The sequence below is a fragment of the Neobacillus sp. DZ-9 genome, from assembly GCF_059587065.1.
On sequence record NZ_JCAIOL010000023.1, the window covers coordinates 1 to 19502 of the forward strand.

Consider the following 19502-nt stretch of genomic DNA (forward strand, 5'->3'; position numbering starts at 1 on the left):
ATGACTCAATAAAGTTAACGTTCATATATAGCCGAGAGGTTATATATGGGTGTACAGGTATTTTGTACGGTCGAACGGACCATTATTATGGGTGGTAAACTGTTTATTTATGGTCGAAAGATTATAAATAGGTAATCAGCTATTCATAATAGTGCAAGGTAGATCGTTACGTGCTCGACCCTTCCAATTTAAATACATATAATGATATGTAACAATTAAGTCACCTTCACAGGTGACTTTTTATGTTCCCAAAAGAATGTCTGTCAATAAGGCAGACATTTTCTTCCTTGTCTGAAGTCGGCTTCTTCTAGCATACTAATGATATGTCATAATCCGGAGGGGAAATCATGAGCAAAACAGAGGAATTAAAACAGGAATTGCAGGTCTTGACAAGTCGGCGTGACCGGATGCAGCAGAACCTTTATGAAGTGGAAAAACGCATTAATGAGATTGTTAATGAATTGAAAAAACAATAAAAAAAAGGAGCGCCCCCCTTGTTGTTTTTTACTTATTTAATGGAAGTATCCGTATAAATAAAAATGCAGACAAATTGGCAAAGTTAATATTAGTAAGTGGATTTACCCGATATCTTGATAAGTATAAAGATATGATTTTAAGGAGTGGGAATCGATGCAGATAGTAAAAAAGGAAAAGATTTTAATTCTAACTGGAAATTATGGAGCAGGTCATGTTCAAGTAGCCAATGCTCTACAAGAAGCTATACAAATACGATTTCCTACCCTAGAATCTGTGATTGTGGATTTTATGGAATTGGTCCACCCCTATTCTAATCAGGTAAGCCGTTTTTTATTTCTGCAGGGAGTGAAAAATTTTCCGGAAATCTATGGATATATTTATCAAAAAACGCGAAAGATGAACACTTTTTCAAACATGATGAAGAAGTATTTATCATCTGGAATTGGACGAATGAAAAATTTAATCGATGAAGTTCAGCCAACCGTTGTAGTCAGTACTTTTCCGTTAGCGGCCGCTGTGATGTCAAAGTTAAAATCCTATGGTTTAAGCAATGCGATAACTGTGACAACGATTACCGATCATACCGATCACAGCAGCTGGATTTATCCTTATACAGATCAATATATGGTCGGCTCTAAGGCAGTCTGTGAAGCACTGATAAAATTAGGTGTGGAAGTTGATCGGATTACAGTTTCAGGGATTCCGATTCGACAGCAATTTTTTCAAACTTTTCACCGCGAGAAAATTTGCGAGAAGTATGGTTTAGATTGTCATATGCCTACGGTTTTGGTAATGGGAGGCGGTTATGGCCTGATTGGTGAAGGTGTTTCTACATTTCAACAGTTTGAAGAAATACCCAAGCAAGTACAGTTGTTTATTGTTTGTGGGTATAATGAAAAACTTCAAATTCAATTGAAAGAAATGCTAAAGGGTTCCAAACATCTGGTTCATGTGACTGGTTATATACATTATGTTCACGAGATCATGGCTATTTCCGATGTGATGATTACAAAACCAGGAGGAGTCACTACGTTTGAGGCGATTGCCATGAAATTGCCTATGCTGCTTTATAAACCAATTCCTGGTCAAGAGCAGGATAACGCTAATTTTTTAGTTCGATCCGGTGTGGCAATAGAGGCAAAAAATGAGCATGAATTAACTGATCTTTTAACCAAATTACTGTGCAATGCGAAACTACTACAAGAGATGAGAGGAAATTCAAAACGATTTCATCCTAAAGAAGCTGCATTTGCATTGGTTGAAGTCATTGATGCAATTAATCGTACAAAGGAAAACCAGTATCCTATAAAGGATTTTATGTATTCGCTTAGTTATTAAGTTAAATAAAGGAGCGTGCATTAAATGACTAAGATTCTTCTTCTGGTGGTTCTCTTACTGGCATTGTACTGGTTGGTTCCCTTTATCCTAACTGCAGGTATGGGGATCGGAGTATTAAAGCGGAAAGAATCATCTGAGAAGATTGCTTTTACTTTTGATGATGGACCCAATCGATTTTATACACCGCAGCTTTTGGATTTATTAAAGATAAACAATATAAAAGCAACGTTTTTTGTAGTTGGTTCGAAAGCCGAAAAATACCCGGAGGTAATTGCAAGAATTCATTCGGAGGGCCATTTAATTGGAATGCATAATTACGTACACACTTCTAATTGGGTTATGGCTCCGTGGACACTTCGAAGGCATTTAAGAATGACCGCTTCCATTATTGAAAAAATTACCGGGGACCGTCCCATTTATTATCGTCCGCCATGGGGATTAGTAACGCTATTTGATTTTCTTCTAATGAAACAATATAAGATCATCCATTGGTCAGTCATGGCGGAAGATTGGCGAAGTCAAGGGGGCAGTGAAAAAGTTAAATCAAGGCTGCTACAGAAAATAAAAAAGGGAGATGTCATCCTTCTGCATGATAGTGGAGAAACCATGGGTGCGGATGAAGATGCTCCAATGAATACTATCCATGCATTAAAAGAAGTCTTTAAAGAACTGTCAAGTCAAGGTATGAACTATGCAAGAATTGACGAATTATAGTACCAGAAACTTCCACTCTGTGTATTCCTAAAAAAGGTATTGTTGCAGGGATTTGTACGGTAATAGTTGTGGTTCACCGTGGTCGTTGGAGTCAGAAGATCGGATGGGATCTAAGGCACCACCATAGTTTATCGACCTTCTTCTCCCAGTCTTAGTATTGACGGATTCAATACATTTTCATTCTTGGTGATGAAGCGCTGATTTTGCACTTCATGGATGGCTAACGGGGCAGTTTAGCATTCCTGTAGATCGTTAAATATCATGTTTGAAAAAAATAGAGCCCCTCAGTAAGATACGAGTATAGAGTCCAATCTAACTCATAGCCTTAAGGAGGTAGCCCTACTATGAATTTTAAAATGAAAGACAAACAAAATCAACTAATAGTTATGGGTTGGTTGGATTGTTGGCTTTGATTTTAGAAGCAGTAAAAACGATAAAATCTGTATCCCTAGAACCGCCGACAAAGAAAGATACATCACTTCGTAAGTTGCTCGTTTTGAGTTCATATAGGACTAACCCTGAGGGAGAGGCATCAGCTAAAGGTGTCTTATCTAAGAATGAAAAACCAGTTGTTGTAGCTGAAATAAATTCTACTAATGGAGGGATATTATCGATCGTGCTATATATTTCAGTTCCATTGCGGAAGATAGAAAATTGTATAAATAAAGTAAAGTCATTAGGATTTATGGATTGAATAGTTGCCTGTAACAAAACGCGATCACTCGGATCATCTATATGCAAAGTCGCTGTCCCTATAGTAATAGGTGACAATCTAATAGGTATATTAACGAAATCAGTTCCCGGTAATACACTTCCATCAAATTCTGTAAGCAATCCCTGTTCACCGTTAACTGGTGTAGGTGAAATATTAATTACTGGATTGACGTTAATTGTTGGGTTAAAAGTATTCTTATTAGTATTTTTGATTGGACAACAACAGGGGTTCTTATCGCAACGTGGACAATTATTTGAATCAGACATTTTTTTACTATCACTCAATCATAAGCATCTCCTTTCTTTTAAATACTATATTATATAGACATGTTGTCCTTTCTGCTTGTATTCTTGTGACACAGCAAGCAATAGTTCACAAAAGTATAAAGGATTTTTGATTAATCACACAAAAAAGCTGTAGACGCAGCTAAACCTTTTTTTAAAATCCCACCGGTTATTGAGCAAAAAAATCCTAGTTTATGTAAATCATCTGACGGACTAGAGCAGTAACCCTGTGACTAGGCCTTATTAAGCTAACGGGTGCTTATGTTGTTGAATAAGGAGTTTGCTGGGGGCGATCCTCTAGACAATAAAAAAACAGTCACCGAAGGACGCTGATTCATTTTCATAAGTTACGACTCCTTTGTTTTTCCTCTTAATGGGAAGAACCTCGCTTCGTAACTAAGTTTTCCTTCTATGCCCTGTTTTTATTTATTGGATCTGTTAAAGAATATTGTTTTTTTCATCTAACTTTAGTTACCTTTCAAAGGGGTGCTACGGCAGCCTTTTTTTTATTGTACTAAAGAAACAGGATAGTTGAAGATGAAGGAGAATTTATAACTTATATAGCTTTACAAAAATAACAAATGAGGATTAAAAATGAAAAAGATTAATGAAATCATTGATATTCTATTAAATAATGGTTTGATTATAAATGATGGATTGGAATTAAAGGGATTAAAAAGTGGTACAACTGATGGTGTTTTATATAATCTCTTTTTTAATAAAATACCAACTTATGTTATAAAAATAGACAACCCTACGAATATAATTGCAACTCAGGATTTTCTTATGGCTTATAATGATGTAAGGTTGTTACCAGATGTTTTTTATACAGACTATGAAAAAGAATTTATTGCCTATTCATATATTTCTGGAGAGACCCACTATAATCGTAGTTCTAAAAGGGAATGGATGAAAATTTTAATAAAAGAACTATTCAATAAATACAAAATTGTGGATAAAGACACACCTTGGGGTAGAATTAATGGAATCCATAGAAATACTTGGTCAGATTTTAACCAAAGTAGTTTGGAGTCTGCCCATAAGAATATAGGAGATTTACTTTCCAGTGATGACCATAAAAGGGTAGAGATTTTGGTAGATAAATTGAAAAAATATCATAGTCAAGAAGAGAAGTATTATTTACACGGAGATACTGGTGTACATAATTTTGTATATTTGGAAAACCAATTAAAAGGAGTTATTGACCCATCACCATTAATTGGACCGAAAATTTACGATTTCACTTATGCATTTTGTTCTTCGCCTGATAGTCTAAATTTAAGTACGCTTTTTTCTTTGTTTTCCTTGTGGAATAGTCAGGCTTCTTTTACAAAGGAACGACTTTTGGACGAAGTTCTTTTTCAGTTATATACACGTATTGGAGTATGTATTAAAGTTCATCCGTACGACCTAAGTGGTTATATGGAAGCTTGGAAAGAATGGAAGGAATTTCTTCCCTCTAACTAATAGAGATTCTTGTTCAGATTACAGGGGATGAACCCACACTTTTAACATCGGGCGGGGGAACATATGCAGCGTTAATGAAAAATGCAGTGGCTTATGGTGCGCTTTTCCCTGGTAAAGTAGATAGCTCTCACCAAATTGATGAATTTATAGAAATCGATGATTTAATCAAAGCGACAGCCATCTATGCCAAAGCATTATATGAATTAAGCCACTTATAAAATCAAAGGACAGGTGGTATGTCGTTTAGCCAACAGGTCAACCAGAAAAATAAAAATGTACCCATAGACACTTAAAAAGGTCTGCCCTATAGGGTACTTTATTTGTCATGATGAAGGAATAAAAGCTGGATGAGCCGAATAAGACATAGTGATCATGGTTTTGTTGTATTCTCAAAATAAAAGAATGGAGTACTTCATTGAGAATATTTTTTCGATATATTGCCGACAGTCGAAAATGAAGGTTATTTTATGCGTATGAATGGCTTTTTTCGAAATTGATTGAGGATTATTGTTATCGTCACCCGGAAATTTCGGATTACCCTACGATGTTGGAGAGAATTAGAAGCTGGAGAGAAAGGTATGTCCAATATGGAAGGGACCACTTGGATTTGGTTTTTACCTTTTTAGGACCGATTAAATTATACTATAATCAGATTTTTTCTTGTCTTTTAACTTTGAAAGATTACACTAAACAGTGAGGAGATTGGTTGTATGCAAGTTGTAACCAAAATGTTTTTAGAACAACTCGACATGCATTGCCATGAGAATGATTGGTTTGCATCCATGGATCAGGCGCTTCATGGAGTCATCGCAGCTGAGGCAGCATGGACAAGTTCGGGAATCAGCAATTCGATTTGGCAGATTGTCAACCACTTGATATTTTGGAATGAAGACGTAATCCATCGAATTAAGGGCACTGAGAATCCGCATAAGGCAGAAGACAATGAAGAAACCTTTGGAAATCCGGGTGATCCAAAAGACGAAATTGGATGGGCCCAGACAGTGCAGCGCCTTAATGAAGTCATGAATAAATTAAAAACGGTCATTGCGGACCTTGACGATGAAAAGTTAAAAGCTCCTTATGCAGCTAACAGGTACTCTATTGAGCGTTTACTCAGCAATATCATGATGCACGATACGTATCATCTCGGCCAAATTGTTCTGTTGCGAAAGTTGCAATCCTCTTGGGGTGGCGTTGATTGGTCCTAAAGCACCAAAATTCAGCGACCTTCCTTCGCCTAGCCGTAGAAGCAGTATTGACGGTGTGAAGCCCTTTTCATTCTCTATGATGAAGCGGGTGATTTTCCTGCTTTATGGATGGATAAACGGGTGTGTTTGTCAAATAAATTAGAACGTATTTGCAGAGCGATCTTTCGCATATATCATTGTTCAACAGTCGGGCGCCTTTCTTAAATAAGAAGGCGTCTTTTTGCATGTACAACACATTGAGTTGGCGATTGGTTGTTTCATTGAAAATCAGAAAACCGGTGTAACAAATGCAGCTTAAATGCTATTAAAAGTAAAAAAACATCGATTCCTTAACTCAATGAATTTTTCGTATTGAAGTTTTGGCTCGGAGACAAAATCCTCGGTAAGGAGAACCCTCATCCTCAACTATGTACTAGGTATCTTTATAACTGAACGTGCGCGTTTAGTCAGAGGCAGCTCCGTGACGGATAGGACTGAAATGCGGTAACCAACCCGAGAATATCAGACTTTAAACCGCCGTCAGCGTTATTTGCCATCGTGCCAAGAGTTTAAACTGCTGTTTTCAGCTGTTTAATTATTTCTTTTTCTTGGATTCGTTCGTCAAGGGAAAACCACCCTTGACAAAGAAACCAAGAAAAAGATGAATGGTCTGTAAGCATGTTTTAATCAAATTTAACAGTGGGCTTGCTTTTTTCGTTCATATCAGTTGAAGAATCGTCTTTATTTTCTGATAAATTAATGATGTTCTTTGTGACGACTGGGTTTGCCACTCCATGATATGCTCTTTAAAGAAGCCATAGATATTCTCCATCTTGTCTGTCCATCTATCGAAGGTTTCTGCTATAAATAGGCAAGTAACAATTGTTGCATAGTATTCAATGGGTTTTAATGCTGGCTTTGCTTTAATTGCCACAATATTAAAGCTAGCAGAAGATAGGAACAACCACCAATACGACATAAACAACCACCTGCCTCTCCTGGACGATGACTAATGTTAGGATTAACCATGCGGTCATATATTATTTCTTATGCTTCTTCATATCGGAATCAATGTTCTTTTTACAAGAAGGATTGAGCTAGTCAACATAAAGAAAAGTCCCTTTGTGAAGAAATGTACTTACACTAACGGGTGCAAGAGTTGAAGATCCAGCTGCCATTTCGGCGGCTTTTTTATCGCACTAAAGGAATTCAATTGTTTCTTATTGGACATGAAACGGTAACAATAAAGTGTTAATATACAAATAGAACGGAGGTGGTATATTGTTTATTAAGTTAAAAATCTATTGGCATAAAATCAGGGGAATGTACATTAAGGCTTTGTATGATAGCTGCCTTGACCATGAGATAAGGCAAAGGTTACTTAAAAAAATGATATACCACCATGAACGGTTAAAACGACTATCCAGCTAACGGAGTCCAGATTGTAGGAAATAAAGCAGTCATAAATAGCTCCTTTTCTAGGGAATAACAAAATCTCTGACATCCTTCGAACAGGAGTAAAGCCTATGAAAAGGCAATATGTGCATCTCTCTGAAACCACTAAATTTGCCTCACTCGCTGGCAAACGCCGAGGCGAGTTGGTGCTGGTTGTAGTAGATGCTCAAAGCGCTCACCATGCGGGAGTGAAGTTTTATCCTGCAGGAGGTGAGGTGTGGCTTTGCGAAGCTATTCCTCCGCAATTTATCAAAAATAATAAGCTGGACCAGTTGTAAAAGGACATTTTTATGACAGACTCTGGTTAATATTTGATCAGCCTTATTCAAGTAACGAAGCAGTTTAGTTTAACATGGAAATTTACTCATGATGTACATTTGACCATAAATGCATTAGAATACTGAGTTCTTTTTTATGAGTAAAAAAACCGTCACCAGACGGTTCAGAAAGACTCTATGTGGATTGAATACTACCTTTTTCACTTTTTGCTTAAAAGGGATTTATTGAATAGGCAAGAGTTGAGTATGGCTGTAAATTTTCACGATGTGTGAGATGATACAATGACTGTAGGAATTGTTGTAATTTAAATCCCTTACTCTTAATCCTAGAATTTCTTCTTTGTGGAATATTTATTAAACTGATCATTAGTCACAACGGGTGTAAGATTTTAAGAAAGAGGTTACATTTGTGCTAATTTTTAGTTTTATTTTTTTTATTTCGACTGTTATTGTTTGATTTTACAACTTTTTGACGTGACTGTTGTTTATCGGATTCAGCCATTTCTGATTGGTTAGTTGATTGGCTTCCAGCTTTGTTACTAGATTGGTTATAAGATTGTACTTCTTCGGCCTTTTCAATTTTTACTCCATAACTAATATTTTTAATGTGGAACATGGAAAGGCGAACGACTTCCTCTTTATTGATCAAAGAAACAAAATCTTTCGTTACATCACTGAGTACCCCCTCTAACTTCTCAGGACCGCCACGATTAATTTTTACCCATTGAAATTTCAATGCGTCAAGCAGTTCTTGGAAATTGGCTGCTTTTTTAAATTCGAAATCTTTAGGAACTTCAATGTTGAATTCCATCTCCCCCTTCATATTTTCTGTTAAACTTTTAATATGTTGAGTGTTGTAATAAACGACCCCATCCTCTTCCGTGAGAAGGGCGATATGATCGTCACTTACATCCAATAACTTCCCAATTCTGGATTCTGGTCCGCCTCGATCAACTCTAATTACACTACCTATAAAATTTTTAATGATGTCCTCCATAAAAAATTCTCCTCCTTAAAATAATTAGATATTTACACTGCATAAATATGTATCACTGGATGAAGTTGTCCTAATGAAATAGCCTGTTTGTTCATAACTTAAGTGAAAAATAGGCAATTTAAATGATATGATACAAGACTATTTACCTAGTAATAGTGATGGGAACCCATGCTGATGGTATTTTCAGGAGGGAAAACCATATTAAGGATTGTAAAAAAATGCACTTAAAGTAACGGGGGCAAGAGTTTAAGATCTAGCTGCCATTTTGGTAGCTTTTTTAATTGAAGTAATGGTTTAGAATACTTGAAGAAGGAATAATTATTTCTAATCACGAATATTGGAAATAGAAATAATAATATTGTAGGGAGAATATGAGCAAACGAGGAATATTAATTTTTTTGATTGTACTAACAATTTTAGTAATTATTTTTGACGTTTGGATTTTTGGGGGATGGGTACCGTTTATTTATAGACTTTTAGCAAACACTCAAGAGCTGGCACTTTACTTTATTGCCGTTATGTCTGTTTTTATTGTAGGGAGATTAGGAAAAATAATCAGCCTTTTGGAAGAAATTAAAAAAAGGATTGAGAAAAGACTAAAAGAGTTATAGTTATTAGTTTGTTGTTAAACTAACGGGGGGAAAGAGTTGAACATCGGAGCGGTTAATTTGGCAGCTTTTCTTATTTCACTAACGTGGCCGTTTAATGGAAAAAGGCATACATATGGAATTACAGAATATCTTTAACTATTTAAAGATAAAGGAGGAGAACCATATGGGGCGTTAAGTGAACGATTGCGTGTCCTATCAAGAATCTTAAAAGAGTTGGAAGAATAAGCAATAGACATTGAAAGGAGAGAGAACGTTGGATAAGAGCAGGCGTAAGGAGTTAAAAGAGGAATTTAATCAAATTAAGACCTATATGGGCATATATCAAATTAAAAACAAGGTTAATGGAAAAATTTATGTTGATAGCTGTCCTAACTTAAAAAACAAGTGGCTAACACTGAAAATGCAACTTGAAATGGGGAGATTCGCAAATGCTCAGTTGCAAAAAGATTGGAGTCAATTAGGGGGAGATTCATTCGTCTACGAAGTACTAGAGAAGAAGGAAGTTGAAGAAGGTACAGACAAAGGCTGGCAGCTTAAGCAAATGGTAAAGAAGTGGTTGGAGAAATTACAACCATACGGAGACAGAGGGTACAATAAGCCTGCAAATTAAAGCACAATTTTAGTGCTTATTAGTATATCTTTTTTGTGAATAATTTTGCTTAAGCTAAAGGATGCTTGAGCTTAATAAAGAGCCTAAGCTACGACTCTTTTTCTTGTTCTACTAACTGGGAGTTTAGTTGAACAAGAAATAGAAAAATTTGGTTGACCAATTTAATAATACATAATAAAATTGAGAAAATTACAAAATTTCAAAACACAATGACTGGGAATATTAAGGAATGTTTATTGTTTAGAGAGCTGTCGGCTGGTGAAAGACAGTCAATAAAGTCCCCAACTCGCCCACGAGTGGTAAGGCTGATATGTAAGTCTTAACGGTTGACATCCGTAATCAGTTATAAAGTGGATTTGTTCTAATAGCAAATCAACAAGAGTGGTACCACGAAGGTAAAGCCTATCGTCTCTTATGAGATGGTAGGCTTTTTATTTTAAACAATTGGTGAGGCGAGGAGGAATATATTATGGGAACAGTTTATTCATCAATACTTCCAAAACATGAAAAATTTATAAGAAAACAACGGATTTTTTTCGTTGGTTCAGCACCACTATCAACAGACGGACATGTTAACATTTCCCCAAAAGGTCATGATGTACTAAGGATATTTTCACCAAATGAGGTCGCTTATTTAGATTTAACTGGTAGTGGAAATGAAACAAGTGCCCATTTAATAGATAACGGTAGAATTACATTTTTGTTCTTAGCTTTTGAAGGTCCCCCGATGATTTTACGTCTATACGGAAGAGGTAAGGTAGTATTACCAGACTCACCAGAATGGGATTACATGGCTAAGCACTTTGACCTCCTGCCTGGTTCTCGTCAAATAATTCATGCAAAGATTGAAACGGTAAAAACGTCATGTGGTTTTAGTGTTCCATTTTATTCATACAATGGTGAACGAGATACTCTTCAACAGTGGGCTACCAATAAAAGCGAACAAGACCTAGAAGAATATCGTAAAAAGAATAATTCTATTAGTATGGATGGAATAGTTACACCAATTGGGGAAAAGTTTATCTAGCTTAATAACGTTAAATAGTAATAGTCCTTGTTTAGCAAACGAGTGCAAGAGTTAAAGAGCGGAGCTGCCATATTGGTGGCTTTTTCTTATTTCGCTAACGGAGAAGGTTTGTTCAACAAGAAATGGTAAAATGAAGGAAAATACAGTTATATAAGGGAGAGTAAAATGTTTATTCGAAAACTAAATATAGATGAAGAGCCTCCAATGGATTTGTTGTTATTAGCTGACCCTTCTAAAGTAATCGTTGAAGAATATATGCAAAGAGGAGAATGCTTTGTAGCTGAAAGTGATGCTCAAATTATTGGCGTTTTTGTCCTCCTGCCTATAAGACCTGAAACGGTGGAGTTGGTGAATATTGCATTAATAGAAACCCAGCATGGTAAAGGCTTTGGGAAACAACTAATTATAAATGCAATTGAAGTGGCAAAGTCAAAAGGATACAGAACCATAGAAGTCGGAACTGGAAATTCAAGTATTGGACAATTAGCCCTTTACCAAAAATGTGGTTTTAGAATTACTGGTGTTGATATAGACTTCTTCATTAAGCACTATCCAGAAGAGATTTTCGAAAACGGCATACAATGCAGGGATATGGTTCGATTATCTCAAGATTTGTAGATTAAAAAAATTGTAATCCTTGCTGAACTAAGAAAAGATTGTTACTGCGATCCTTTTTTCTTGTTGCACCAACGGGGTGCTTTTGTTAAGGATCATTGTCGCTGCGGCGGTCATTTTTTCTTGATGAGCTAACGGGCCAGGTTAGTAAAGAAGGAATTAATATGAACTAGCTGGTATTCCTTTAGATGAATATCGTAAAATATTTAATCTATCAGAAGAGCATCCTGTCATTGGTTCATTTGAAATAACAAAAAAACAAGCTGTTTTCATTCAAAAATTTATAAAACATAAGATGGATTTCTCTAAATATGAATATGGATTTTGCGGTGATTATTAAATGTTTTTTAGAAAATTCTTCTTCAACTACCATGAAAATAAGTTTCTTCAAGAATTGAAAAATGACAATATTAAAGAAGACCCTGCTCAATCGTTAAAAAAAGAGGAGAGCGTTAATTAATAAGCCTATGGATTAGGGTTGACTGGATTAAGGTCAGTATCATTATTGACACTTCCTTACCATTTTCATTCTCTGTGGTGCAGCACTGATTTTGTGCTGCATGGATGGCTAACGGGTGCTTATGTTAAAGATGGGATGGCAGCGGCTATCCCGTTTTCTTATTGTGCTAACGGATGCAGATTACATGAATAAGAAGTATAAGATCGTAGTGTGTATCATTTTATACAAAATAGGTAATAAACTAGTCCGCACAAATCTAAGTTCACATAGACTAATGTAGTAACAAGATATTTTCACATGGAGGTCATTTAACGATGTTTAGAAAAAAAAGTCCAAAAGCAGTACCACAAATGAAAGAAACTCAAAAAGCAGTGCCACCGAGGAAGGAAGTTCCAAAAGCAGTACCTCCCAAGAAAGAAACTCCAAATGTAGTACTTAAAATGAAAGAAACTCCAAATGCGGTGCCAAAAATGAAAGAAACTCCAAATGTAGTACCAAAAATGAAAGAAATTCCAAATGTGGTACCAAAAATGAAAGAAACTCCAAATGTAGTACCAAAAATGAAAGAAATTCCAAATATAGTACCACCAATGAAAGAAATTCCCAATGTAGTACCACACATGAAACAGATGCCAGACCAATACTTTCCACTTCATGCATGTCAGCCAATATACTGTCCCCCTCATGCGTTCCCTGCTCAATATGATCCACCACTAGTTTCACCTGGGCAACAATATGTAAAAACAAATTTGTATAATAATGTAGTAACACATGTACACCCTTCGCATACAACTACTGTTAACAAACATATGATTCATCATCAACACTATTTCCCGCACACAGAATCATATGTAAATGAATGCTGTGAAACACATACGATGTGCGGATTCCCATTCAACCCTTGTTGCCCGCCTAGACCATTTGGATACTAGCTTCATTTACCCCAGCCGTTTAGGCTGGGGCATTTTTATTAAAGTTGTTTTTACTTCCCTATGTGGGTCTATTGTGTAATATTTCTTATTAAAGTAACGGGTGCAAGAGTTAATGAAAGTGATCGCTGCGGCGGTCTTTTTTCTTGTTGAACTAACGGGGCAGGTTAGTTTAAGTAGAAAAGGTAAAAATTTATTTTAGAAATTATCACATTTATTTATAGAGAGGTGAAGTTGTTTGCCTAAAATATTGAAAACAAAACAAAAAAGAGCACGGTAAGAAAAACTTCTTATTTCCTTTCCGCGCTTTTTTTAAGGACTCTTTAGTTTGCCCCTTTGTATGTCTTTTAAGTTTTAATTTACTTGGAGATTAGAGTCATCTATTTTCGATTTACTTGTTGCGAACTGAATAATGATGCAGATAACAAGAATAGCCAATAAAATACCGGAAGCAATTTCTGTACCATTTTCTAAACCTAGTCCGCCTTTTTCGTGAGGTTTAATCAAGTAATCACCGAACGTTGCTCCGAAAGGACGAGTCAACACAAATGCTAACCAGAATAAAAACACTCTATTTATTTTTGTAAACCAATACGCTAAAATAACTATTAATATTAACCCACCTGTGACCATAGCGCCTTGAGCAATTGTAAGTCCTAAACCTTGTTCCAAATAATTACCACCACCTGCTAACGTTCCGACTCCTGAAGCTTTGTGCGATAAAAAATCTCCTGCTGCTGTTCCTAGTGTATTAGAAACTAGAATGGCTATCCAATATAGAATTTCAACTCGTTTTGTGGCAATACTCTTAACGTTTAATGTTGGCTCTGTGAAATACCAAAATAAAAAAATAATTGCCAGCAAACTTACTAATATCAGTGAACCTTTCATATATCCTAATCCTAATGAACGGTCCATAAAGTCAGAAAATGCTGTTCCCGCAAGACTTGTTGATAAAATAACAGTCCAATAAACAGGTGGAACATATTTCTTAACAAACAATTGAATGGTTAAAAAGATAGCAAAAACACCAACGAAAAACAGAAATGGGATTATGTAATTATCTTCTGTTCCAGGTACAGTAACTAAATCACTGCCTGTTTCTCCTAATGTTGTGGCGGCAATCTTCATAATCCAGAATAGGAGTGTCAATTGAGGAATCTTGTTAATTGACGAATTTACGATTTTTTTTGTTGTTGACATATAAATTGCATTCCCCTTTCATTTTTATTTTAAATTACAATAAATAGTCTCTTTATTTATTAAGAGAACCTGAAAAAAGGATTAAAAAAAGCTTAATTTCATAAAAAATTCTCCGTCTGCACAATTTGCATCACCCATCGATTGTGGGCATATAAGAATGTTTATATAAGAGTGGAATATTTGGGGGTTGGTAAAAAACACTAAATATTTATATTAAGTTTGTGAAGTAATCTACTTAAACTATCGGGTGCAAGAGTTCAACAACGGGCTGCGGTGGCGGCTCTTTTTCTTGTTCCGCTAACGGGGCAGGTTAATTCAACAAGGAATTTCTTGACAAGAGTAACTTGGGAGGATATAATATTCAGAAAATTCCGCATTAAATAACGTTGATGATAAGAGTAGTTAAGAAGTGGATATATACAGATAGCTCCTGTTTGCTGAAAAGGAGTAGTATTCGTCATAATGAATAAAGCCTCGTAACTTCTTACCAATCTAATGAAAAATAGGGATAGTAAGACGGGATCTTAAGATAGAAAGATAGGGTATGAAAGTACCTGAAGAGGTTGATATGGTGACGTTTCAAAAAACTGAGGTGGTACCACGAAGTTACAACTCTTGTCCTAAAGATTTATTTCTTGGATGTGAGAGTTTTTTTATTTCACTGCTTTTCATTATTAATTTAAAAAGTTCAGAGAGAGGGAAAATCAAATGAACCCATTGTTGTTAGATGTTCCTTTTAAATTAGAAACAGAAAGGCAAATGCTTCGAGCACCACTACAAGCTGGTGACGGAGAAATTGTGAACCAAGCAATTGGTGATTCCTTTTATGAATTAAAATCGTGGTTGTCACTTTTCCAGGAACCTCCTACTGTTGAAGAAACAGAGATAATGTTAAGGAATGCTCATATAAATTTTTTAAAGAGAGAAAGTTTTCGTTTTCTTATCTTTGATAAAGGTGGCAATGACTTTATTGGAACTACGAGCCTCCATGGGATTGACTGGGACATTCCAAAATGTGAAATTGGATATTGGATTAATACAAAATATAGCGGTAATGGATATATGACTGAAGCTGTAGAGGAATTGGTTAACTTTGGATTAAATAATATCAAATTTAGAAGAATTGGAATAAGGTGTGAATCAACAAACCTTAAAAGTCGTGCTATCCCAGAAAAACTTGGGTTTGTATTAGATGGTACTTTAAGAAATGATGATTTATCCGCTGATGGTAACAAACTAACTGACACTTGTGTTTATTCTATAATAAAGTAACATTGTAAACAATTACACTTAAACTAAAGGGTGCAAGAGTTAAAGAAAGTGATCGCTGCGGCGGTCATTTTTCTTGTTGTTCTAACGGGGCAGGTTAGTGAAAGAATGAATTCCTAATCGTTACGATTGTGCGCTATCAGTTAGTGTACGATTTTTTGTCCAAAATGATAATCAGTAAAGAAGTGCCCTTGCGGCAAATTATGCATGGGCACTTTATTTCAATAGATATCCATTTTTTCTTTTGTGAATTAGTAATTGTACCAACCGTTGTAATCGTTGTAATTGTTGTAGCCGTTATAACAACCACCACAACCACCACAGCCGCCACAGCCGAAGCAGCTGAAGCAACTGAAACATCGGAAACCTCCACAACGAAAGCCCCCGCAACGCATGCCACCACACATCATGCCACCACCACAACGCATACCGCCGCCACACATCATGCCACCACCACAACGCATACCGCCGCCGCAACGCATTCCGCCAAAATGACGCAGATCATTGAGGTTTGGATCAATGGTAATTAAATTACCAACTTGGAAATTATCCATTCCTAATATTTGAAGTTCGTTTTGAAGATTCTGCATCTTTTCCTCCCCCTTTGTATTTATAAATTAGGTTAGTCATACACCTATATAGAGAGATGAACGAGGGTATTTCGTCAGTTTCGTTTAAATGAAACCATCATATATACCTGTACTCTCTTCAACAAATTATGAAATCTGGTAGGTCATTGTCACTGATTTAAGTGCCTATTTCAGTTTGAGGTAATATTTAATGTTGATTCATTACATAAAAACTTGTGGTTGATTAATCTGATATACTGTTGAAGTTGATGATTCAATGTATGAAAACTAGGATAAAGAATGTGAAAGAATGCACTTAAAGTAACGGGTGCAAGAGTTGAAGATCCAGCTGCCAGACAGGTAGCTTTTTCTTTTTGTGCTAACGTGGCAGGTTAGTTTAAGGAGGAATTGGTATTCTTTATATAGAATTAGTTTTCTAACGAAGCAGGTTAATTTAAAAAAGACATTCATAAGAGGTGTGAAAATGAAATTTAGAATATCAAAAAAATCTTGGGATTATATTGGTATAAGTGAAATAAAACAAGGAAAAAGCGATAATGAAAATACCTCATTCACGATAGATGTAATAGGTTGGAACAATGGTCAAAAACAAGAAGAGGGAGTGACCATACTAAAAGTAATCGCAGTTTTGATTGAATCTGGTGATGAATACGATTTAAACATTGAAAGTAAGTTTTACTTTGAAGATAAATATATAACAAATCAAATTTTAAAATACAGAGATTCGGCTTCAACTTTACTTGTAGATAAAGTTACTGAGTATATTGAATCGTTTTGGTAATGTGTGTGATTGTTGAACTAATGGGTGCTTATGTTAAAGATGGGATGGCTGCGGCTATCCCATTTTCTTATTGTGCTAACGGGGCAGGTTATTACAAGAAGGATTAGTATCACAATTGTTGAATTTATTAAGTTAGTGAGTTAAGCAAAGGTGAGTTATCATATGAGGAATGGAATAAAGGAAGAGTGAAAATGGAGAGTTTAACTGATTTAAGAACTGTGTTAAAAAAGATTAATGAATTGCCTTGGAACGAATATCTTTTTTTTCCGAAGGATAAAAACTGGTCATTAAATTCTATTTTTCTCAATAATTAATTGGGATGAACTAGATGAAGAAGAGCTAGGAGATGATGGTGATACCCCAATATTTGCAATTGATAATAATCTAATTTATGTGTTCAATATTGCAACTGTTCAAGATATTGTTATTAATGCAAAACAGCAACTTCCTCACCCCTCTGAAACCCAGTTGTTAGAAGCATTTATGTATTATTTCAATAATGATGCTTTTATATCGTTTGATTAGATAAAATGATGGATTATCCTAAATAAACGATATTGAAGTAACGGTTGCTTGAGTTCAAGATGGATCGCTGCGGCAGTCTTTTTTGTTTGTTCTAACGAAGCAGTTTAGATTAGCAATCCATAAGAAACAACTCAAGTTGAATTATGCTAATATGTAGTTAATGTATAATGTAGATATCACTCATGAACAAAGGCGAACTGAAAATGAGAAAACTCGTTCTATTTCTGCACGCATCGCTTGACGGTTTTGTAGAAGGGCCGAAGGGTGAAATGGACATTGGCTGGGTTTCCTACGATGCTGATTTGGAGAAACACGCCAAAGGAATTCTGAGTACTGCCGACACTGTCATTTGGGGACGTGGGACTTATCAGATGATGCACAGTTACTGGCCATCTGTGCCTTCGAACCCATCATCTTCGCAGCATGAACGGAATCATGCCGAGTGGATCGAAAAGACAGCCAAAATCGTTTTTTCCACGACGCTGGAGAAAGTCGAATGGAACAATTCCAGACTGGTGAAAGAAGATGTCGAGGAAGAGATCAAGAACCTCAAACAGCAGCCAGGCAAGGATATGGTCATCCTCGGCAGTCCTAGGTTCGCACACTACCTTATGCAGCTTGATTTAATAGATGAGTATAAAATTACGGTTTCTCCCGTCCTGATCGGCAGCGGGTTGCCGTTATTCCAAGGTCTCAAGGAGAAGATCAATCTTAGACTTATCGAAAACAAGACATTTGATTCTGGAGCCATAGGCCTCGTTTACCAGACGGTTAGATGACTTGTCTCCTAAAGTAGATTCCGCTAACGGATTACGTTAGCACAATAAAAGCAGCGGCAGTCTAGGTCTTTCGAGTTCCTAGTCCGTCACTGCTTTTATTACGAGTCAGTCTAATTCAGTTTGTCGGGTGATCGTGTCGTTAGAGCTTAGACTAAGGAGAAACGCCAAGTCGGAGCAATTCAGGGCTTAGCGTATATTTTCTTTAAAATGTTGGTGGTACCCCAAATAGGACTGAGTTCAACAATTTGTGAAGAAATGCACTTAAACTAACGGGTGCAAGAGTTAAAGATTGGATGCCTGGGGCGATCCCGTTTTTCTTGCACTAACGAGGCAGTTTAGCTGAGCAATCATCATTAGCTTTTTTCCACAATCGGGCCAGATTGTGGAGGATTGGTAAATTTCAGTTCTTCAAATAATAAGATTATTAGAAGAAGGAAAGCTGTGTAATTAGTGATGTAAATTTATGTCTTTTATGTAATAATTATATTTGGTAGAAATATAAATTTACAATTCATACGTAGTGAAAGTGGGAATCATAATGGCAACAGGAACACATACAGTAGAAATTCCAGTAGATGTACAAGCAGTTTGGGATTATGTTAGTGACCTTGAAAAATGGGCAACGACAGTACCAGCCTATAAAGAACATGAAATTATAAATGACAAGCAATCTATTTGGACATTTGAAGGTAGTGTGAAAGGTATTAAAAAAACAATACAAGCGAAGGTAGATATTACCGAATGGAATGAACCTTCAAATATTAAGTTTGTACTAAAAGGTTTATCAGATAATTTTACAGGAAGCGGTCACTTTACTTCAGAAGATGTTAATGGTAAAACAACAATGACTTGTAGGGTGGAAGTCCATGCAGGCGGATTATCGGGTGCGGTGTTAACACCAATTATTAAATGGGCTGTTCCCAAAGTGGCATCTCGTTTAACAGAATCTATCGCACGTAAAATTGCAGTATTCTCATAGTTGACAAAGATTGAAAATCGCTTCATAAGCAAAGATGTTAACAATCTAATTAATGTACTTAAACAAACTGGGTGCAAGAGTTCAAGATAGATCGCTGCGGCGGTCTTTTTTTGCCTGTTGTACTAACAAAGCAGTTTAGCATTCCTGTAGATCGTTAAATATCAGGTTTGAAAAAAATAGAGCCCCTCAGTAAGATACGAGTATAGAGACCA

General features: G+C 36.0%; 22 protein-coding genes, 2 pseudogenes and 1 other annotated feature. Of the genes and pseudogenes, 19 read left to right on the forward strand and 5 right to left on the reverse strand.

Features of this window, described 5'->3' with window-relative positions; genetic code table 11:
* Window positions 1–347 precede the first annotated feature (347 nt).
* The 3 genes from AC59HZ_RS30245 (at window position 348) to AC59HZ_RS30255 (ending at window position 2529) form a co-directional block, all read left to right on the forward strand.
* On the forward strand, window positions 348–476 hold the full coding sequence (locus AC59HZ_RS30245; protein WP_496549420.1) for a hypothetical protein: 129 nt from the start codon (window positions 348–350) through the stop codon (window positions 474–476).
* A gap of 154 nt (window positions 477–630) precedes the next feature.
* Complete coding sequence (locus AC59HZ_RS30250) at window positions 631–1815, forward strand: MGDG synthase family glycosyltransferase (protein WP_496549421.1); 1185 nt, start codon at window positions 631–633, stop codon at window positions 1813–1815.
* Window positions 1816–1839: 24 nt separating this feature from the next.
* Window positions 1840–2529 (forward strand): polysaccharide deacetylase family protein, encoded by a 690-nt coding sequence (locus AC59HZ_RS30255; RefSeq protein ID WP_496549422.1) that lies wholly within the window; start codon window positions 1840–1842, stop codon window positions 2527–2529.
* Window positions 2530–2913: 384 nt separating this feature from the next.
* Here the strand turns inward: AC59HZ_RS30255 and AC59HZ_RS30260 are convergent, their stop codons facing one another.
* Window positions 2914–3528 (reverse strand): hypothetical protein, encoded by a 615-nt coding sequence (locus AC59HZ_RS30260; protein ID WP_496549423.1) that lies wholly within the window; start codon window positions 3526–3528, stop codon window positions 2914–2916.
* Between the two features lie 594 nt (window positions 3529–4122).
* Between AC59HZ_RS30260 and AC59HZ_RS30265 the strand changes: the two genes are divergently transcribed.
* The 3 genes and pseudogenes from AC59HZ_RS30265 (at window position 4123) to AC59HZ_RS30275 (ending at window position 6203) form a co-directional block, all read left to right on the forward strand.
* Window positions 4123–4995 carry a phosphotransferase gene (locus AC59HZ_RS30265; RefSeq protein ID WP_496549424.1) on the forward strand — a complete coding sequence of 291 codons (873 nt, stop codon included), beginning with the start codon at window positions 4123–4125 and terminating at the stop codon, window positions 4993–4995.
* A gap of 17 nt (window positions 4996–5012) precedes the next feature.
* A pseudogene (locus tag AC59HZ_RS30270) lies at window positions 5013–5213 on the forward strand (M20/M25/M40 family metallo-hydrolase); the annotation flags it as partial.
* A 492-nt stretch (window positions 5214–5705) separates the two neighbouring features.
* Entirely contained in the window at window positions 5706–6203 is a 498-nt protein-coding gene (locus AC59HZ_RS30275) for a DinB family protein (protein WP_496549425.1), read from the forward strand.
* 697 nt (window positions 6204–6900) lie between these two features.
* Here the strand turns inward: AC59HZ_RS30275 and AC59HZ_RS30280 are convergent.
* Window positions 6901–7161 carry a hypothetical protein gene (locus AC59HZ_RS30280; RefSeq protein WP_496549426.1) on the reverse strand — a complete coding sequence of 87 codons (261 nt, stop codon included), beginning with the start codon at window positions 7159–7161 and terminating at the stop codon, window positions 6901–6903.
* 514 nt (window positions 7162–7675) lie between these two features.
* On the opposite strand from AC59HZ_RS30280, the gene AC59HZ_RS30285 reads away from it, so the two are divergent.
* Window positions 7676–7915 carry an RNA 2'-phosphotransferase gene (locus AC59HZ_RS30285; RefSeq protein WP_496549439.1) on the forward strand — a complete coding sequence of 80 codons (240 nt, stop codon included), beginning with the start codon at window positions 7676–7678 and terminating at the stop codon, window positions 7913–7915.
* Window positions 7916–8327: 412 nt separating this feature from the next.
* Here the strand turns inward: AC59HZ_RS30285 and AC59HZ_RS30290 are convergent, their stop codons facing one another.
* Complete coding sequence (locus AC59HZ_RS30290; protein ID WP_496549427.1) at window positions 8328–8912, reverse strand: YwrJ family protein; 585 nt, start codon at window positions 8910–8912, stop codon at window positions 8328–8330.
* Between the two features lie 371 nt (window positions 8913–9283).
* Between AC59HZ_RS30290 and AC59HZ_RS30295 the strand changes: the two genes are divergently transcribed.
* The 7 genes and pseudogenes from AC59HZ_RS30295 (at window position 9284) to AC59HZ_RS30325 (ending at window position 13167) form a co-directional block, all read left to right on the forward strand.
* Window positions 9284–9523 (forward strand): hypothetical protein, encoded by a 240-nt coding sequence (locus AC59HZ_RS30295; protein WP_496549428.1) that lies wholly within the window; start codon window positions 9284–9286, stop codon window positions 9521–9523.
* A gap of 253 nt (window positions 9524–9776) precedes the next feature.
* Window positions 9777–10133: a GIY-YIG nuclease family protein gene (locus AC59HZ_RS30300; protein ID WP_496549429.1), complete on the forward strand. Its 357-nt coding sequence runs from the start codon at window positions 9777–9779 to the stop codon at window positions 10131–10133.
* Between the two features lie 200 nt (window positions 10134–10333).
* Window positions 10334–10549: a binding site (T-box leader), on the forward strand.
* A 53-nt stretch (window positions 10550–10602) separates the two neighbouring features.
* The gene (locus tag AC59HZ_RS30305) at window positions 10603–11160 is read left to right on the forward strand and encodes a pyridoxamine 5'-phosphate oxidase family protein (RefSeq protein WP_496549430.1); all 558 of its coding nucleotides are present in this window, start codon (window positions 10603–10605) and stop codon (window positions 11158–11160) included.
* A gap of 165 nt (window positions 11161–11325) precedes the next feature.
* Window positions 11326–11778, forward strand: coding sequence for a GNAT family N-acetyltransferase (locus AC59HZ_RS30310; RefSeq protein WP_496549431.1), 453 nt, complete (start codon window positions 11326–11328; stop codon window positions 11776–11778).
* Between the two features lie 172 nt (window positions 11779–11950).
* A pseudogene (locus AC59HZ_RS30315) lies at window positions 11951–12115 on the forward strand (DUF7683 domain-containing protein); the annotation flags it as partial.
* Window positions 12116–12253: 138 nt separating this feature from the next.
* Window positions 12254–12427: a hypothetical protein gene (locus AC59HZ_RS30320; protein WP_496549432.1), complete on the forward strand. Its 174-nt coding sequence runs from the start codon at window positions 12254–12256 to the stop codon at window positions 12425–12427.
* A gap of 122 nt (window positions 12428–12549) precedes the next feature.
* Window positions 12550–13167 carry a CotD family spore coat protein gene (locus AC59HZ_RS30325; protein WP_496549433.1) on the forward strand — a complete coding sequence of 206 codons (618 nt, stop codon included), beginning with the start codon at window positions 12550–12552 and terminating at the stop codon, window positions 13165–13167.
* A gap of 351 nt (window positions 13168–13518) precedes the next feature.
* On the opposite strand, the gene AC59HZ_RS30330 is transcribed toward AC59HZ_RS30325, so the two are convergent.
* On the reverse strand, window positions 13519–14367 hold the full coding sequence (locus tag AC59HZ_RS30330) for a COG4705 family protein (RefSeq protein WP_496549434.1): 849 nt from the start codon (window positions 14365–14367) through the stop codon (window positions 13519–13521).
* Between the two features lie 708 nt (window positions 14368–15075).
* On the opposite strand from AC59HZ_RS30330, the gene AC59HZ_RS30335 reads away from it, so the two are divergent.
* The gene (locus tag AC59HZ_RS30335; RefSeq protein WP_496549435.1) at window positions 15076–15639 is read left to right on the forward strand and encodes a GNAT family N-acetyltransferase; all 564 of its coding nucleotides are present in this window, start codon (window positions 15076–15078) and stop codon (window positions 15637–15639) included.
* Between the two features lie 248 nt (window positions 15640–15887).
* On the opposite strand, the gene AC59HZ_RS30340 is transcribed toward AC59HZ_RS30335, so the two are convergent.
* The gene (locus AC59HZ_RS30340; protein WP_496549436.1) at window positions 15888–16226 is read right to left on the reverse strand and encodes a heterocycloanthracin/sonorensin family bacteriocin; all 339 of its coding nucleotides are present in this window, start codon (window positions 16224–16226) and stop codon (window positions 15888–15890) included.
* 463 nt (window positions 16227–16689) lie between these two features.
* On the opposite strand from AC59HZ_RS30340, the gene AC59HZ_RS30345 reads away from it, so the two are divergent.
* From AC59HZ_RS30345 to AC59HZ_RS30360, 4 genes are all read left to right on the forward strand, one after another.
* Window positions 16690–17007, forward strand: coding sequence for a hypothetical protein (locus tag AC59HZ_RS30345; protein WP_496549437.1), 318 nt, complete (start codon window positions 16690–16692; stop codon window positions 17005–17007).
* A 309-nt stretch (window positions 17008–17316) separates the two neighbouring features.
* A complete protein-coding gene (locus AC59HZ_RS30350) occupies window positions 17317–17532 on the forward strand; it encodes a DUF7716 domain-containing protein (RefSeq protein WP_496549440.1) in 216 nt (71 codons plus the stop codon).
* 203 nt (window positions 17533–17735) lie between these two features.
* Entirely contained in the window at window positions 17736–18311 is a 576-nt protein-coding gene (locus tag AC59HZ_RS30355) for a dihydrofolate reductase family protein (RefSeq protein WP_496549438.1), read from the forward strand.
* A 538-nt stretch (window positions 18312–18849) separates the two neighbouring features.
* Window positions 18850–19290 carry an SRPBCC family protein gene (locus AC59HZ_RS30360; RefSeq protein WP_289988783.1) on the forward strand — a complete coding sequence of 147 codons (441 nt, stop codon included), beginning with the start codon at window positions 18850–18852 and terminating at the stop codon, window positions 19288–19290.
* Window positions 19291–19502: the final 212 nt, after the last annotated feature.